The organism is Bacillus bruguierae, assembly GCF_037104725.1.
Classification (GTDB): domain Bacteria; phylum Bacillota; class Bacilli; order Bacillales; family Bacillaceae_G; genus Bacillus_A; species Bacillus_A bruguierae.
The window spans coordinates 1-14670 of sequence record NZ_JBAWSX010000006.1; the positions used below are offsets into that span (position 1 = coordinate 1).

Annotated in this window: 20 protein-coding genes and 3 pseudogenes; 8 read left to right on the forward strand and 15 right to left on the reverse strand. The window is 34.5% G+C overall.

Going from position 1 to position 14670, the window contains the following annotated elements:
• Window positions 1–3 precede the first annotated feature (3 nt).
• Together WAZ07_RS11725 and WAZ07_RS11730 are read right to left on the reverse strand one after the other, a co-directional pair.
• Window positions 4–342, reverse strand: a pseudogene (locus tag WAZ07_RS11725) (SbcC/MukB-like Walker B domain-containing protein); the annotation flags it as partial.
• Between the two features lie 536 nt (window positions 343–878).
• A pseudogene (locus tag WAZ07_RS11730) lies at window positions 879–1193 on the reverse strand (DnaD domain protein); the annotation flags it as partial.
• Window positions 1194–1615: 422 nt separating this feature from the next.
• Here WAZ07_RS11730 and WAZ07_RS11735 point away from each other — a divergent pair.
• From WAZ07_RS11735 to WAZ07_RS11760, 6 genes are all read left to right on the forward strand, one after another.
• Entirely contained in the window at window positions 1616–1891 is a 276-nt protein-coding gene (locus tag WAZ07_RS11735; RefSeq protein WP_336472601.1) for a TIGR04197 family type VII secretion effector, read from the forward strand.
• 41 nt (window positions 1892–1932) lie between these two features.
• Window positions 1933–2295 (forward strand): DUF3958 family protein, encoded by a 363-nt coding sequence (locus tag WAZ07_RS11740; RefSeq protein WP_336472602.1) that lies wholly within the window; start codon window positions 1933–1935, stop codon window positions 2293–2295.
• A complete protein-coding gene (locus tag WAZ07_RS11745; protein ID WP_336472603.1) occupies window positions 2292–3857 on the forward strand; it encodes an EndoU domain-containing protein in 1566 nt (521 codons plus the stop codon). Before WAZ07_RS11740 ends, WAZ07_RS11745 begins: the two co-directional genes overlap by 4 nt.
• A 22-nt stretch (window positions 3858–3879) precedes the next feature.
• On the forward strand, window positions 3880–4206 hold the full coding sequence (locus tag WAZ07_RS11750; RefSeq protein ID WP_336472604.1) for a hypothetical protein: 327 nt from the start codon (window positions 3880–3882) through the stop codon (window positions 4204–4206).
• A 309-nt stretch (window positions 4207–4515) separates the two neighbouring features.
• Window positions 4516–4758: a hypothetical protein gene (locus WAZ07_RS11755; protein ID WP_336472605.1), complete on the forward strand. Its 243-nt coding sequence runs from the start codon at window positions 4516–4518 to the stop codon at window positions 4756–4758.
• Between the two features lie 258 nt (window positions 4759–5016).
• A complete protein-coding gene (locus WAZ07_RS11760) occupies window positions 5017–5334 on the forward strand; it encodes a hypothetical protein (RefSeq protein ID WP_336472606.1) in 318 nt (105 codons plus the stop codon).
• A gap of 22 nt (window positions 5335–5356) precedes the next feature.
• Here WAZ07_RS11760 and WAZ07_RS11765 read toward each other — a convergent pair.
• From WAZ07_RS11765 to WAZ07_RS11790, 6 genes and pseudogenes are all read right to left on the reverse strand, one after another.
• Window positions 5357–5554 (reverse strand): annotated as a pseudogene (locus tag WAZ07_RS11765) (N-acetylmuramoyl-L-alanine amidase); the annotation flags it as partial.
• Window positions 5555–6345: 791 nt separating this feature from the next.
• Window positions 6346–6471: a hypothetical protein gene (locus WAZ07_RS11770; RefSeq protein WP_336472607.1), complete on the reverse strand. Its 126-nt coding sequence runs from the start codon at window positions 6469–6471 to the stop codon at window positions 6346–6348.
• 342 nt (window positions 6472–6813) lie between these two features.
• Window positions 6814–7251 (reverse strand): helix-turn-helix domain-containing protein, encoded by a 438-nt coding sequence (locus WAZ07_RS11775; RefSeq protein WP_336472608.1) that lies wholly within the window; start codon window positions 7249–7251, stop codon window positions 6814–6816.
• 53 nt (window positions 7252–7304) lie between these two features.
• Window positions 7305–7490 (reverse strand): hypothetical protein, encoded by a 186-nt coding sequence (locus WAZ07_RS11780; protein ID WP_336472609.1) that lies wholly within the window; start codon window positions 7488–7490, stop codon window positions 7305–7307.
• A gap of 2 nt (window positions 7491–7492) precedes the next feature.
• A complete protein-coding gene (locus WAZ07_RS11785) occupies window positions 7493–7777 on the reverse strand; it encodes a hypothetical protein (RefSeq protein WP_336472610.1) in 285 nt (94 codons plus the stop codon).
• 64 nt (window positions 7778–7841) lie between these two features.
• Window positions 7842–8042: a hypothetical protein gene (locus WAZ07_RS11790; protein WP_336472611.1), complete on the reverse strand. Its 201-nt coding sequence runs from the start codon at window positions 8040–8042 to the stop codon at window positions 7842–7844.
• A gap of 112 nt (window positions 8043–8154) precedes the next feature.
• Between WAZ07_RS11790 and WAZ07_RS11795 the strand changes: the two genes are divergently transcribed.
• Window positions 8155–8730 (forward strand): hypothetical protein, encoded by a 576-nt coding sequence (locus WAZ07_RS11795; RefSeq protein WP_336472612.1) that lies wholly within the window; start codon window positions 8155–8157, stop codon window positions 8728–8730.
• Between the two features lie 227 nt (window positions 8731–8957).
• Here WAZ07_RS11795 and WAZ07_RS11800 read toward each other — a convergent pair whose 3' ends face one another.
• Window positions 8958–9551, reverse strand: a complete 594-nt coding sequence (locus WAZ07_RS11800; RefSeq protein WP_336472613.1) for a hypothetical protein — start codon at window positions 9549–9551, stop codon at window positions 8958–8960.
• Between the two features lie 305 nt (window positions 9552–9856).
• Here WAZ07_RS11800 and WAZ07_RS11805 point away from each other — a divergent pair, with 305 nt between their 5' ends.
• Window positions 9857–11395: an SIR2 family protein gene (locus WAZ07_RS11805; protein WP_336472614.1), complete on the forward strand. Its 1539-nt coding sequence runs from the start codon at window positions 9857–9859 to the stop codon at window positions 11393–11395.
• 310 nt (window positions 11396–11705) lie between these two features.
• On the opposite strand, the gene WAZ07_RS11810 is transcribed toward WAZ07_RS11805, so the two are convergent.
• The 6 genes from WAZ07_RS11810 to WAZ07_RS11835 form a co-directional block, all read right to left on the reverse strand.
• Window positions 11706–12497 (reverse strand): toll/interleukin-1 receptor domain-containing protein, encoded by a 792-nt coding sequence (locus tag WAZ07_RS11810; RefSeq protein WP_336472615.1) that lies wholly within the window; start codon window positions 12495–12497, stop codon window positions 11706–11708.
• 368 nt (window positions 12498–12865) lie between these two features.
• The gene (locus WAZ07_RS11815; RefSeq protein WP_336472616.1) at window positions 12866–13072 is read right to left on the reverse strand and encodes a hypothetical protein; all 207 of its coding nucleotides are present in this window, start codon (window positions 13070–13072) and stop codon (window positions 12866–12868) included.
• A complete protein-coding gene (locus WAZ07_RS11820) occupies window positions 13072–13479 on the reverse strand; it encodes an RNA polymerase sigma factor (protein WP_336472617.1) in 408 nt (135 codons plus the stop codon). The genes WAZ07_RS11815 and WAZ07_RS11820 overlap by 1 nt, the downstream gene beginning before the upstream one ends.
• Before the next feature lie 4 nt (window positions 13480–13483).
• Window positions 13484–13711 carry a hypothetical protein gene (locus WAZ07_RS11825; protein WP_336472618.1) on the reverse strand — a complete coding sequence of 76 codons (228 nt, stop codon included), beginning with the start codon at window positions 13709–13711 and terminating at the stop codon, window positions 13484–13486.
• 84 nt (window positions 13712–13795) lie between these two features.
• Window positions 13796–14365, reverse strand: coding sequence for a hypothetical protein (locus WAZ07_RS11830; RefSeq protein WP_336472619.1), 570 nt, complete (start codon window positions 14363–14365; stop codon window positions 13796–13798).
• A gap of 11 nt (window positions 14366–14376) precedes the next feature.
• Window positions 14377–14616 (reverse strand): glutaredoxin family protein, encoded by a 240-nt coding sequence (locus WAZ07_RS11835; RefSeq protein WP_336472801.1) that lies wholly within the window; start codon window positions 14614–14616, stop codon window positions 14377–14379.
• Window positions 14617–14670 lie beyond the last annotated feature (54 nt).

Here is a 14670-nt window from a genome sequence, read left to right on the forward strand (position 1 = left end):
TATCTATTTCACCACAAACCTCGTCTTACTACATCCATCTTTCTTCTTCATTACTTCCAGCACTGCTGGCATTGCACTCTTCAGTTCTTGTACGTGCGAGATTACCCCAATGAAACGGCCTGATTTTTGAAGGTCAATTAAAGCATCTACCGCTTTCGTTAATGATTCTTCATCTAATGAACCGAAGCCTTCGTCAATGAACATTGTTTCAATTGAAATACCGCCTTCATATGATTGGATGATATCGGCCATACCGAGTGCTAGGCAAAGCGATGCGTTAAATTTTTCGCCGCCGGATAATGTTTTCACATCACGTGTTTGCCCTGTATAGGCATCATGTACGAAATCCTTGATTTTATAGGTTTTTCAGGCTTTAAAATATCGATTTAGTGACCTAAAAGTGACCGCCGAGGTGACTCGTTTATTACGTTATAAATCTAAATGTTAAACAGTGCAATACATGTATTTAAATAGCTTCCATTCCTTTAGGCGTAGGGCTTTCCTACGCTTTTTATTTTGGTCACTAGGAGCCACTTTAGTTAGGTTATTTTTTCTGATTACACTCACGATATTCCACGTTAACTGTCGCCCACTTATCGTTAACCCTATCTGTCTGTCCTCCTCCAATTTATCAATGTATCCTCTCTATATCTCCGCTTAGAATTGACGTTAGTATCGACATTTACCTTGCCACCATTCCACCTAGCATTTTACCACTACCGGTTTGCGTTTCAACATATCATTAGCATTTACTTATTCCCCTCAAATAATGACCGAACAAATTTCCCTAACTCTTCATCTGAAATATCCTGAAGAATTACTTACTCAATTGCTGTATGTCTAGCCTTTTCAACAGGAGTTGGTTGAGAATTAGCATTCTTCCGGCCTGCCCATTCTTGATATTGACGATGTTCCTCTTTCGCAAGTGCCATAGCTTCACGAACACTAGTAATCTTTTTTCGTGACCAATGCCCAGCGATCTTTTCGACGAATGATTTCGATAACTTCATATCATTTCGAAGCAAAACATAATAAATCAACACATTCACTACACCTATAGGTAGTTTTTGATTCAATATTACATCTTCGACAATTTTCAGGTCAGTAGTTGTAGGTTTTACCCCTCCTGCCATTTCTTTCAGTAATTGTAACGGTGTGATACTTTCAAGTTGTATGATCAGCATTTCTTCTTGTAAATTCATAGTTCCCTCCAACCACAAATTAGTTATGTTAATTTTTATATAATATCTATATTTTAACATTTTTTTCACTTCCATCGTCACCTATAGTCACCTACCGTTTACCTCTACCGTACTTCCACTCCGTATAGTTAGCGGAAGTCACTGTCGTCCTCAACCTCGTTTAGCCAGCGGCGTTATTTTTTCGTTTAACTTCGCTTTTGCCCTTGACTTTGCGGTCTTTCGGTTTTTATCATGCCGAAGCGAAATTTCCCATTAATGTTAAAGGATTATGAAAAACTATTTTTATACTTGAATTGACTTTCGGACTTAAAAAACATCTTTAGAATAAAGTTTCTCTAATTATATCAATATAAAAATTTATACTAATATGGTATAATTTTCATGGTTTATTAAGTATAGAAAGGATTCAAGTAATGGGACAATTTCAAAGTAATTTTCAAACGGCACAGCAAATCGCGACACAAATGGGTACCGCTGCTGATACCATTCAAAGTGCCACAAATAGATCGATCACAAAATCGTCACGTACAACGTTATCCATTAACTCCAAAGCACAAGAAGTGAATCAACAAGCATTGGAATTAACGAAACAATTTTATAGCGCCTTTCAACAAGCGGTTAATAACATTCATTCTGTAGCCCAGGAATTTGAGCGTATGGATAACGAACTTCAAAGAATTTTCAAGTAATATAACAACCTACACAAACATGGAGAAGTAGGAGTGAAAAAATGAATCAAGATATCCAAAAACAAATGGATCAACTAAATTATAAATTAAGAATTTTATCTGAGGACCAATATCAAAATCAACGTTCTATTCAAAGACAAGAACAAGCAGAAGCAGATTTTTATCAATGGAAAGGTCAAAGCTATCGCTTGTTTGACCGTATATTAGAAACTTGGCATAATGATAGAGAACTAGGACAATTCTTTCATAATTTACGTCAAGATGCAGGGCAAATTGAGCGAAAGCTTACCTACGAATTGGAAGACCAAAAAGAAACGTTGCTAAAGGAAAAACAAAACCTAAGCAATCTAGAAAATGACATTCACCATCAGCGCCAAAAATTAACACTGGAGGTGAGGTCATGAGCCTAAACATGTATTTAGGAGAAGTACAATCTCAAACACAAAGTATGAATGCTATGTGTACTGCAACGATTCAAGGTATGGAACAAGTCATCAATTCGATTGACGCTTTTGTAGGCGATACTATTTTGCAAGGACAAACTTATGACAGCGCAAAAGCATTCTTTATGCAAACTTTTCGTCCTTTAGCACAAGGAATCATTTACTTGTGTGAAGAGTTAATTCGTCAAAATGATGCCTTTCCAAACAATTTTCAATCACAAGTAGCTACAACAGATGTCATCGAAGAAGAAATAAAAGAACAAATGCGAGGAATTAACCGAACAAAAGCATCCATGGAAGGAATTAGTAATGTCCTTCCATCTATGCAAGCTATGGTAAATATTTTCGATGAGATGGAACGAAAACTACACGAAAAGTTGGAACATCTGTATCAATTTGATTATAATTCTAGTAGTAATTATGATACAGCAATCCAATTAGCTTCCAGCATTGCGCGAGGTCTTGCGGAAGTTCAAAGCGGGAAAGGTTTTAGCCTCGCATCAGGAACATTTAGTACGCAAGGGTTGAATATGGATTGGGCAGCCCCTATTCAAGAAATTATAGCAAAGCGTGAAGCAGAATGGTTTTCCAGTCAAGGAGTTGAAGATTTTGGTCAATCTGATTTCATGAAGAATGACAAGACTGCATTAGATCAATTTAAAGAAGGATGGCAAATCGGTTCTGGACGAGCTATTGGAGACGCAATAGAAGATTTTAAAGCATTGGGAGACAAGGAAACGTGGGAAGATATGGCGTATGCTGCATCGCACCCTTTTTATACCCTTAGAACCATGTACAATGTCCTTTCAGATTCGTATATTAAGAATGTAAAAAATGGTGATTTTGAAGATGCTGTAATATGGTTCAGTTATGGCGCAACACAATTCGCAACAGGTGCACTTTTTGATAAAGGTATTGGTAAAATTGCAACAGTGTTAAAAGGAGCCAGATATGCAGAAGTAAAGGACGTCAAAGTACCACGTATACAACAAACTGTTACAAATTGGGTTGATAACTTAAGTATAGAAAATCGACTTGCTTTTGCTGATACTAGTGGACTTAATCTAAGGTCTTTCGATAATCCTATGTTTAATGAAGCGAAGGATACTTTTTTATTCTTCGATAAATATAAGTCTCATCCAAATTCTATTTATAAAAATAATGGTACCGTTGAACATATTTTTCATGGAAATATAAATTATAGAGGAGAAGCTGGCGGATATCACCACGAAAGTATGATGGCAAAAGGAAAGATTCGATCCATTACTGAACCAAAAGATAGACATGGAGTATATAAAGCAGAAGTTGAAGTGGATGGAATTCCAAAAGATCTTGAATCAACATTTTTTCCAGAGGAATGGAGTAGAGTAGAAGTTTTACAGGCAGTTAAAGAGGCCTATAATAATAAAACGTATTCAGGAAGACGTAATAAATATATTGGCGTAACATCGAGCGGCATGAAAATTTCGATGTTTATTGACTCTAATGGTCGTATTATTTCTGCTTTTCCAATACGTCGATAGATGAAAGGATGAATTTTACTTTATGAAATATACATACGAATTTTTTAAAGGGCCATTCAATACCCTAATGATTAAGCTTTCCGAAAAAATATCCTTAGTAGGAGAAGTTTTAGAGAATGATATTCAAAATGGGGACGGCCTTTTCTGGATATCCCGCATAGATAAAGTTTTAAATAAGGAACTTGATATTATAGAGTTAGGTGGTAATAGTTGCGACTTAGAAATACAGCGGGATTATACAAAAATTACTCATCGCTATATAGAAGATGAAAACAATTCATGCATGATTGAAACTTTTGAGCTAAAAGAATTAATCTTAATATGGGTTGCGGAAAATCGAAAAATATAAAAAAAGACCGACTTTTTTCATAGAGTCGGTCTTTTTTCTTCTCAAATCATTACTCTTGACCCTAAGTTTTAAATTTTGCGCGGATTTTTCAGACGCCTAGCGAACGAAGATCCCGCTGCCCCTAATAAAAATAGCCGGTATTATTCACCGACTATAATTTAAACGCTCAATTTGTAAAAGGAACTAGAAATACATATACCGGTAAAGCGGCAAACGGAATGCAAATCGAAATGTTTCTTGATAAATCAACTGGTAGGATTATATCAGCATTTCCAATTTATTGATTGATAGAAGAGGTGAAGTTAGTTTATGAAATATGAATATAAAATTTATATATGTCCTTTAAATATCTTAAGAATTGAACTTCCAAAAGAAATTTCTTTAGTTTCGGATTTTTTAGAAGACGATATCCATAGTGAGCATAGTCTACAATATCTTAATAGAGTATTAAATGGCGAAGTTGACCATATTGAAATAGGTGGAAATAGCTACGATTTGAAAATACAAGCAAATTATACTAAAATTGTTCATCGTTATTATGAAGAAGAATAGAATACTTGCGAAATTGAAACAATTGAATTAAAGAACTTGATATTAGTATGGTTAGAAGAGTATGAAAATTACTTACAAAACCGCGATTTCAAATAATGCAAAGTATTTATTAAGGCCGACTCAATACGACATGAGTCGACCTTGTTATTACTTCACACTTACATATGCGTCACTAGCCATAATGTAATACGTACGCCCTTTCGAATTGTGTACTTTGCACTACGGTTATCCAGTTGACTAATAGGAGGGAAGAAATATATGGTATTCAAAAAAAATACAGAAGATCCGGTTTATCAGTTCTTAGCAGCAACATTTTACCAAGATACTTTCTATGAAGAAGCACTCCAAGAATTACTAGAAGAGGCACCGAAAGAGTATTTAGAAGATGCTATTATTTTTCTAACTGAATTTATTCAAAGTAATTATTGTGATAAAGAAAAAAATGAGTACATACGGTATTCTGCAGATGGAATATATTTTGAAGGATTAGAAATAACACCATTGAAATGGCTTGAACAAACAGTTGAAACGTTAAAACAAGCATTAAAAATACTTAGTAAAAAGACCGCCCAGTAATAGGCGGTCTTTTTACGCTTACTTATCTCACGTCTACATACGCATCACTAGCCGTAATATAGAACGTATGTCCTTTCGAATTGTGTACTTTATACTTCGGATATCCATCAACGTTCACCTTTGCGTCGATAGTAAATCCGAATCCATCATCGACTGTACCGGCTACATACGACTTGTCCCACGTAGATCTCGTATAGAAATTCAAATCGTTTACTTTGGAAGGGCTAACGTCCATTTTTACGCTATTTCCCTAGAGAATTATCTAGTAATTCAGCGGTTTATGTGCGGAATGGTAGTAATACATAGAAGGAATTTATAACATAGGAAATGCAATGAATATACTGGCGATTTCATATTTCAAGCCTGAGGTAAAATTTTTGTTGCGTCTATGTTTTCTGCGTCCGGAAACCAAGCTGCCGAACAGACCGCCCCCGGCATTTTTTCGACTCGGTATCGCCCGCTTTTTATACAGTATTTTATTCATCGCTAGTTAAGTTATACGAAGTAATAACGAAGGTTACAATAGCGAATAAACAGCGTCATATCAACGTTTGAACACTTTTCGATTACTGCATATGATTTATATCGTTTATGCATAGTTAACAAACGTTGATTTAATACAGTTTATACATCGCCTGTATAATTCGTAAATGTATACGATATTCATAAGCGAGGGTTGAAGTTTTCGAGGCATGTCTGTCGTGAAGGCATCGGCTGTTAAATAAGCGTCCGCTCTACCGAATACTCACACTAAAACGGAAGTAACCCGTATACATATAACGTAATGCTTACCAAGTTTCTTCCTATTTATATAGACAATTATCTTATCGAATAATAACGACTTCCGAATAACAGTTCATAAAATAAAAACGCCTCTACAAAAAGAGACGTCGGATAGTACTATTTCGTTTTAACTAATGGTTCTATTTTCTTCACGATACTATTAGCGAATGCTTTTACTTCTTCATTATCTTGTTGCTCACAGTGGTATATAATCGCTTTGAGTTTGTCTTATATATGGTTCTGAAGCGCTATTTCCGATCTTAATTTGTTGATTCTCTCTTCGTACTGCTCTACCCAACTCTTCTTTTTCGGACTAGCAACCGTTTCGAAATCGATAACTAACTTCTCCGCCATTTAAACTACCTCCTATAAAAATAGATAAAGCTATAATTCTACTTTATATAGAAGATTCCTCTTTAGATAAAACGGTATATCGCCGTCCCACCAATACAGCTATGTTTTTTCTTTTTATCTTTATTACTATTTAGCGGAGTATCTTTTATATAAGTACTTTACCGATAATATATAATATAGTAATTATTTTCGATAGAAAAGGATTACCGGTAAGTATGAACGTTAGTGAATACTTACCGAATATCTTTTAAATTTTTATTCTTTTAGCCGTTTAATCTTTTGTTTGTTATTATTAAGTTCATTATTATTACGTTTGTTATTATTACCGTCACTGTAGAGTGATTAACAATATAACTCGTCTAAATTCCGTCTAATCTCATCCTCCGTTAGCGACGAGTAATACATCGAAAAGTATAATTCATCTCGCTTATTAGTCATATAGTCATACGCTGTCTTAATTAAACCGCCGGCTACCAATACGTTTGATAACTTCGCAATTCTATTGCGTCCAATGCCTGTTTCTTCGGCTATTTTATCAACCGAAGGAAATGCACTCATATAACGATTATTCTCCTTATTCCCGTTTACATACGCTAATAAGTACGAATATAGCTGCGCAATAGATACGTTTGCTTTATCATACTCCCTTACGATAGGAATAATCCGACGCCATAAGTCGTGGGGAATCGGTGCGTTACCTGTTAATCCATTACCTGGTGACATTGCGTACTCTTTTCGTTGGGTAGCTTCGGTAGCTAAATGTGAAAATTTATTCGACATACTTATCGTCCTCCACTTATAGGTATTCAACTTAAAGTAAACGTAAAATTAAATTACTTAGGCTTATTCACTTGCCATTGCGTTAATAGATCGTCTAATTCTTCCGTTCGTGGGTACTGCCAAAATTTACGTAATGTATTTTCGTTAAGTCCCGTACATGTATAACGTTGATTACGCTCTTTAAGAAATACGTGTAATACTGGTGAATAGCAGTAGAAGAATTCTTTTTGTTTACTCATGACTAAATCACGTCCCTTTCTTCGAACTGTGTTAGTAATTCCTCGATTTCATCGACAGCTTGCCCTAATGTTGATTTCCCGTTGCTGTAATCCATTACGATATTTACTGCTGCATCAGACGTCCCTATCTCTAATGCGTCAAAGATAAAATCATCTTTTACTAACTCGATAGATACGTATGAATCACCGCCAAATAAGTTAGTTAACTTGTCTGAAAGCTTGTTACATGATTTATCCATTAGTAATAGCATCTTAGTTAAATGTCGTTCTCGCTCTGTAAACTTCATTAAATTAAAATCTCCGTTAAATTAAAGTAAATAAAAAAGCGAGCAAGGCGTCTGCCCTACTCACTTAAACTATGTTAAAATATTCACTTGTTTTAACGACGCGACTTGTAAGCCAGTCAGATAATGTATCTTCAAATTCGTAATTGTAACCGTCTGCATCTTCGTATGTAGTGAACGTTAATACTTTGTTACTATCTTCTTCGCAAAGTAAATATGTTTTATTGTCTATAACGTCTTTAATTTCGATTGCATAACTACCTACCATATTATCGTCTCCTCCTCGAGTATAGAATGTAATTAATTTACCTAAAACTTACACTTAGATCATTTAATTACTAAGGAATACTAAAATGAAATCGTTTAAAGGAGGTTTTTTAATGTCTAATATTTTTCACCGTCGAGCATGTGAATTTTTAGATACTTGTGATGGCCTAAAAATTCCAAAAGTATTCCCAAAAGTTCCATGGTTACCTGATTCTACAATGTCAGAAGTAGAACGTGTCTTGAAAATTGGATATGGAACATCAGTTGTAGATATGTTCAAAGAAATAGGAGACAACGAAGAATTACTACCTACGGTTATATCTTATCTAGTTGCAACTAACAAGGTTAATCCTTTTGTAAATCCACGCATTGACGAACATTTTCATGGATTTAATGATCAGATTAGGGATTTATTCAATTTTTCTGTTGGAAAAGATGATGTAGATGTAGCGGCAATCCATGATATTGCACAACTATCTGCACAAGCATTTGATGAAAAAGAAGAGGAGAATGGTAACTATACCGACTGCTGTAACGCTGTTTCAGATACTATAAAAGCAGTAGGAACTTATTATGTAGTAGGAGGTGCTGCCGGAGTAGCATTAAGTACTGTAGTTGCTGGTGTTATGGTTGCAGATTCTGCTCCATTAGCTCGGATGGCATGCAGAAGAATTTTTCCTGAACATTAACCTCATACTAAGTAAAAATAGCCGCCATCTCTGGCGGCTCTACTCGTCTTCCTTCGCTGCATTATACGGCTGGTACTTCTCTCATAATGCTTTCGAGTTCCTTACGCTTTTCTTAGACATCCACTCGCAGAAACAAACTAACCTTGTACAACTTTTTCACTGGTGCTATTTTCCCCTGTTTGATAAGCATGATTCATGCTGTTCTATCTTTTTAATTAAATTTCTTTTTAAATCTTTGTATTAAAAAAGTCTTTATTTTTTATTTGAATTATTTCTTGCTCATAGTATGCAAGTTTTCTTCTAACAATAACAAATTTGTTATAGACACTAATTAACCACCCAAAATAGGATAACACTACAATTAAAACCATTATGCTATATAAGTTTAAATCCATAACTGCATCTTTTTCAAATATACTTCCAATAAATAAAATGATAATTGGGATTGGAGAAAAGGACTTTAATATATCAGCTTTTAATTTTAATAAATCAATTTCACTATTTACATATACAATATACCATTCAATATGAGCTTGTAGATTTTCATATTCTCTTTTAGTCTCATGCAAAAAGTCTAGAAATTCAATAAATTTATAACGCTTGTAAAAAACCCTAGTTATTATTAAAAATATAATAGAAATTAAAATCCCTGAAGGGATTGGTTTTAAAATAGACTGTATTAATGAAACTAAATTTATACTATATATTTCTTTAATAATTTTGTACACAATAAAAGCAACCACGGCTAACATTAAGAATTCAACAAACATCCTTACTAAAATAACTCTAATAGTAATCCATTTTCTTCTGTAAAATTCCATGTTATTCACCCCTTTTATTAACTTTAAACACATCCTAAAATCCATTTTATTACATAATACAAAAAAATTTACCGTAAGTATATTTCCACTTCAACATACTAAAAAGATTCTTTTTTAGTACTACTAATTATCCTCCTTCTACCGATTGAATTTTACAACGCTTTCCTATAAGCGTCTGTGAGCAATTTAGAATTTAGTAGTAGTGACTTTTCCACCTCAATTTATTAATAAATCTCATCTTTTAATATAAAAATTATCTGTTTTATAGGGATGTAAAATCTAGTATACTTAGTATAGTAAAGGGAGTGGTAAAAATAGCTGAAATTTCCTGTCTATATAAGCTTGCAGAATCCAATGAATATCCTATGATATTTATCGGATCGGGTATATCAAAACGTTACCTCCAAAATTATCCTAGTTGGCTTGATTTATTAGAGGAGTTTTGGGATATTGTTGAACCTGAAGAAGGTTTTTTCGAAACTTTAAATAAAATAAACTATGATTTAAAACAACGAAATAATTATGAAGATGAATGTGACTTAGAGTATGATACTAACATCGCTATAAGTACGCTTATTGAAGAAAAATATACAAAAAAATTCTTCAACTCTGAGATAACTATTGATGGTTTTTCTGCAAGAGATGCATACTTTACTAAAATATCTCCTTTTAAACAAGCTTTATCTAATAGATTTTCTGAGTATGAAATAAAGCCTGAAATGCAGGAAGAACTTGATTTATTTAGAGAGGTATTAAATAAATCACAAATAATATTAACAACTAACTATGATAAATTGATTGAAGATATATTTGTAGAAGGAGATGAAGCTTTAAATCCTCAGATTTTTATTGGACAAAAAGGTTTATTTAAGCAAACAACGGATTGGGGAGAGATTTTTAAAATACATGGGTGTGTAACAGATCCAGAATCTATAATTATTTCTGAAGAAGATTATAAACAATTTGATAACAATTCTGTACTTATTAGCGCAAAAATAATTTCACTTTTACTAAACTCTCCAATCATATTTTTAGGCTATTCTTTGACCGATAGAAATATAAGAAATATTATAAAAGATTTTTCAAACTCATTATCTGCCAGCGAAAAAGAAATTATGAAAGATAGAATCATCCTTGTTAATCGTAAAGAAGGAGAAAATAACCTAATAGAGTATAAAACAACTGAAAATGGTTTAGAGTGTACGTATACAATTATTGAAACCGACAACTATGCCTCAATTTATAAGGAATTACTTAGTATAAATCAAGGGGTCTATCCTTCTGAAGTAAGAAAGTTCCAAAGTCTAATTAGAGAACTAATAGTCGATAGAGGTAAAAAAGGAAGTCTAAAATCCGCTCTAATTTCTCCACAACAAATTGACGAACTAGGAGAAAGAATTAATGACGAAAATTTAGTTGTTGCTTTAGGCGATTCAACTTTAATCTTTAAATTACCTGATTTACCAACATATATGGAAGAATTTTTTTATGGTGGTGGAAAAATACATACGGATATAGCTTTAAAGTTTGTAGCTACTACCCAGGGATCGAATGCTAGAATCCCTTTATTTAAGTTTTTAAAAGATGTTGAACTTAATCAGACTTCTTTAAATACGAGCGAAAAGGAAAAAATACGTTCAAGAGTCAAAAAATTTGGTGATATACAAGACTCTATCGAAGTAATCTCTCGTTACCATAAGATAAAATTTGATTCTTTAGCAGAAATATTAGAGCAATCGTACAAAGAGTCAAAAGAGATGGATGTTATTTCTTATAATATTGAATCATTAGACGTAGCTGAGATTGAAACATACCTATTTCAAAAATTTGATATATATATATAGAACAAGGAAATGTGACATACAGTACAGCATTCAGAAGATTGACTTCACTGCTGGATATTAAGAAATATAAATAAAAAAGACCGCTAATATTAGCGGTCTCCTTCGTTTGTTAAGACGTAATTTCTAACCGCCTGCGCCTCATAAACTCTCGATACTTCTTCTGTCTCTCTTCATTCCTAGACTTCGCTTCCCTATCAATTATAAATACGAAGGGTGGACGGTCATAATTGCTTACCCGTCACTTTCGTTTCACTATTACATATAGATAACTAATAAGGGGAAAATTAGTAATAAAATACTAAATTCGTAATTACCCTTTTATAGCCTCTAAAAATTCACTTTTAACTGTTTCCCATTTCCCCTCAGATATTTTCCCACCAAATTCCTTAAGGATCTTATTCTTAAGTTGAATTAATTCCACAGGATCAGATAGTTTATAGGCTTTTCTATTACTATCGATAACACCCTTTATACCAACTGTAAAGTTCGGCAGTATAAAAGTGGAGGAATCGTTCTGAGTCACCCAAGCCGCACCCATCTCATTTAAACAGTAAGCGCTTTGATAATAGTTATCTGATAACATGTAATAAACTGTTATACCGTTCGATATATTACTTTTTAGGTATTCGAAAATATCCATATCACCAGGAATCCCGTGTCTCGATGATGAAGAATACAGAATCTCCTCTTCCGGAACTCCTAATTCTTCTAATAAATTAACAAACGCATCACAAACTTTTTTATCTGCTGATGCATGACTAATAAATAGTCTATGTTTTGCACTAACTGGCACTTGAGTAGACTCTACTTGAACCACCTCATCCTTATACTCTTTTAATTCAACAATGTAACTTTTTATTTTTTGTTCTATATCAATATGCTGCTTATTAGATACATAACTATTTGATTGTATTTCTGATTGATTCTTTCCATACCAATCATCAACTAACTCTAATAAATACAGAATTTCTTCTAGCTGTTTTTCTTCTACTGCTCTAATTAATTCTTCTAATGCATTAATAATATACGGTTCGCTAGTGTATTTTCTAACAGATCCATGTATCCCTTTTGTTTCCATTTTTAACTTTCTTAAAACATCCATTTAATTCCCTCCATGCAAAATTACTTACTACATAAATTTCGAATATCATGTCAGTTTTCTTAAAAATTCATTCCAATTAATATTTTACCATTTTTGAAGAAAACAAAAAAGAGAGCCTCATCAGCTCCCATTCAAACAATAATTTCTAACCGCCTGCACCCTCGTAAACTCCCGATATACCTTCCGTCTCTCCTCGTTCCTAGGCTTCGCTTCCCTATCGATTTTCCATAACTCACACCTCGTACGCTTCCTCCGAATCGGCGGTTTATAACAACGCCTATCAGAGCCATATTCCTCCGCAACTTTCATCGATACCTCACTACTATGCCTCCGTACTAATTGATGCTCGCTCATAATCGGATATTCTGCTAACGACATCTTGTCGGGATGTGTGTCCGAAAGCTCTTCGTATAGTAACAAATCGGATAATTTTTCGAGTTATTTCGGTTCTGGACGTTCTCCCACCGCTTCCACATAAGCGTCTGTGAGCGATTTAATTTCTTTCGCACGTACGTTTCGAACTGCGTTTTGTAATCTCCGTTGATATCAAATGTATACTTCGTTTGTTCCTCCATTAAGCGACCGCCTTTCTTTCCTCTGCCGTTTTAACTACCATCAATTTATAACCTTCATCTTCCCAGCCCCATCTCTCGAATACTGCCACAATCTTCTGTGCTAACAAACACTTATATAAATTAACCGTCGGTGCCGTTATGCCGAGCAAGACCGCCACGTCCCGCTGCTTCATATCCTCGAAATATACTAATCGCAAGACTTGACGCTGCCTATCCGTCAAGTCCGCGTTTTCAACGGCCGTCTCCATATCCATTAGTACATCACTTGCAGCATAATCGCCGTTATACCTGCGCTCTTGCATATACAGTAAATGCCGTAGTAATTCAATTGACTTCGGATTGTCCAATGCGTATTCTTGTTCAATACGACGGTGTGCCGCTTCGTTATCGTATTTGCTTACGCCCATTTACTCACGCTCCTTTTCCTTGTAAATATTCAGTAAACCATGCGTGTCTGTCTTCTAACTTACCTAATGAATCCCAACCATCTAGTCCGTGTAATCTACGAAACCCATTTGCTTTCTTTGAAATCCACGCCATGTATCCCCGCGTTTTCCAGTTGTTTCCTTCTGATAAGTTGTGCGCTTTGCAAAACGCTATAAACCTCGGTTGATATTCCGCTAAATTCGTAACTTTCACGCTATATCAACCTCCGCTCAATCCATGTCTGCTCTAATATAAGGTCGATCTCGTCGTCGTAAAATCCTCGCCATTTCTTTGCGTTCATTTCTTTGCGTTCATTTGCTTCAATAACGGTAATATTAAATCGGTTGGTGCGCTTTGAGTTGCTTTTGTACTTCCGAAAATACCAACGTAGAAAGTATCATTACGTAAATTCACGTATTGATTACCGTATCTTAAATGCCATGTCGGTATTTCCGAAGTTCTATCCCGCCAATACGCACAATTATTACCGTTGAAGTATTTAAAGTAAAAGCCGTTATCAGTTCGTTTGCCTACATCATCACCACTATAACCTCGCGCAAATGGGATAGTGTTCATATCCATGTAACCTTCGTACACCTTTCCGCTAGTTACGAAATAATTCCAAGGAGTTACATTCCATTCTTTTTCGGTCCAGTCACAGTTAATAATTTCGACGTCGTCTAAAACAGAAATGATTTCCGACAAATCAAAGTCAGTATAGAACGGGCGCTTTTTCGATAATTGATAACGTACAAAATAACGATGCTTAGACGCTAGTTTTCTATGATACCCCGTAATTAGTCTATTACGTACTCTTGATTCGTAACGATTAAAAACACTCATTTCCGGTAAGTAATAACGATCCATTATATCACCTCCTAAAGCCCTAATTCCGCCGCAAACTCGCCCATATCAAATCCGACTAATTCCTTACCGCTAGGAAATACGGTTACAGGTGCACTCATATATCCTTTATTCACCATCCAGGCTGCATGTGTATTATCCTCATCGATATTCCGAGTTTCATAAGTTACTCCTGCGGCGTTTAGTATCCATTTTACTTGTTCGCAGTTTGGACATGTGTTCTTTGTGTAAATGATTACGTTAGTTTCTGTTATCGTAGTTCCTCCATTGCTTTGTTAAATAAAAAATTACATCATTTTAATAATCAA

Bases quoted from the DNA above. Each gene is read 5' to 3' on its own strand.
- WAZ07_RS11735 (WP_336472601.1), top strand. From the start codon at position 1,616: ATGGGACAATTTCAAAGTAATTTTCAAACGGCACAGCAAATCGCGACA.
- WAZ07_RS11740 (WP_336472602.1), top strand. From the start codon at position 1,933: ATGAATCAAGATATCCAAAAACAAATGGATCAACTAAATTATAAATTA.
- WAZ07_RS11745 (WP_336472603.1), top strand. From the start codon at position 2,292: ATGAGCCTAAACATGTATTTAGGAGAAGTACAATCTCAAACACAAAGT.
- WAZ07_RS11750 (WP_336472604.1), top strand. From the start codon at position 3,880: ATGAAATATACATACGAATTTTTTAAAGGGCCATTCAATACCCTAATG.
- WAZ07_RS11755 (WP_336472605.1), top strand. From the start codon at position 4,516: ATGAAATATGAATATAAAATTTATATATGTCCTTTAAATATCTTAAGA.
- WAZ07_RS11760 (WP_336472606.1), top strand. From the start codon at position 5,017: ATGGTATTCAAAAAAAATACAGAAGATCCGGTTTATCAGTTCTTAGCA.
- WAZ07_RS11770 (WP_336472607.1), bottom strand. From the start codon at position 6,471: ATGGCGGAGAAGTTAGTTATCGATTTCGAAACGGTTGCTAGTCCGAAA.
- WAZ07_RS11775 (WP_336472608.1), bottom strand. From the start codon at position 7,251: ATGTCGAATAAATTTTCACATTTAGCTACCGAAGCTACCCAACGAAAA.
- WAZ07_RS11780 (WP_336472609.1), bottom strand. From the start codon at position 7,490: ATGAGTAAACAAAAAGAATTCTTCTACTGCTATTCACCAGTATTACAC.
- WAZ07_RS11785 (WP_336472610.1), bottom strand. From the start codon at position 7,777: ATGAAGTTTACAGAGCGAGAACGACATTTAACTAAGATGCTATTACTA.
- WAZ07_RS11790 (WP_336472611.1), bottom strand. From the start codon at position 8,042: ATGGTAGGTAGTTATGCAATCGAAATTAAAGACGTTATAGACAATAAA.
- WAZ07_RS11795 (WP_336472612.1), top strand. From the start codon at position 8,155: ATGTCTAATATTTTTCACCGTCGAGCATGTGAATTTTTAGATACTTGT.
- WAZ07_RS11800 (WP_336472613.1), bottom strand. From the start codon at position 9,551: ATGGAATTTTACAGAAGAAAATGGATTACTATTAGAGTTATTTTAGTA.
- WAZ07_RS11810 (WP_336472615.1), bottom strand. From the start codon at position 12,497: ATGGATGTTTTAAGAAAGTTAAAAATGGAAACAAAAGGGATACATGGA.
- WAZ07_RS11815 (WP_336472616.1), bottom strand. From the start codon at position 13,072: ATGGAGGAACAAACGAAGTATACATTTGATATCAACGGAGATTACAAA.
- WAZ07_RS11820 (WP_336472617.1), bottom strand. From the start codon at position 13,479: ATGGGCGTAAGCAAATACGATAACGAAGCGGCACACCGTCGTATTGAA.
- WAZ07_RS11830 (WP_336472619.1), bottom strand. From the start codon at position 14,365: ATGGATCGTTATTACTTACCGGAAATGAGTGTTTTTAATCGTTACGAA.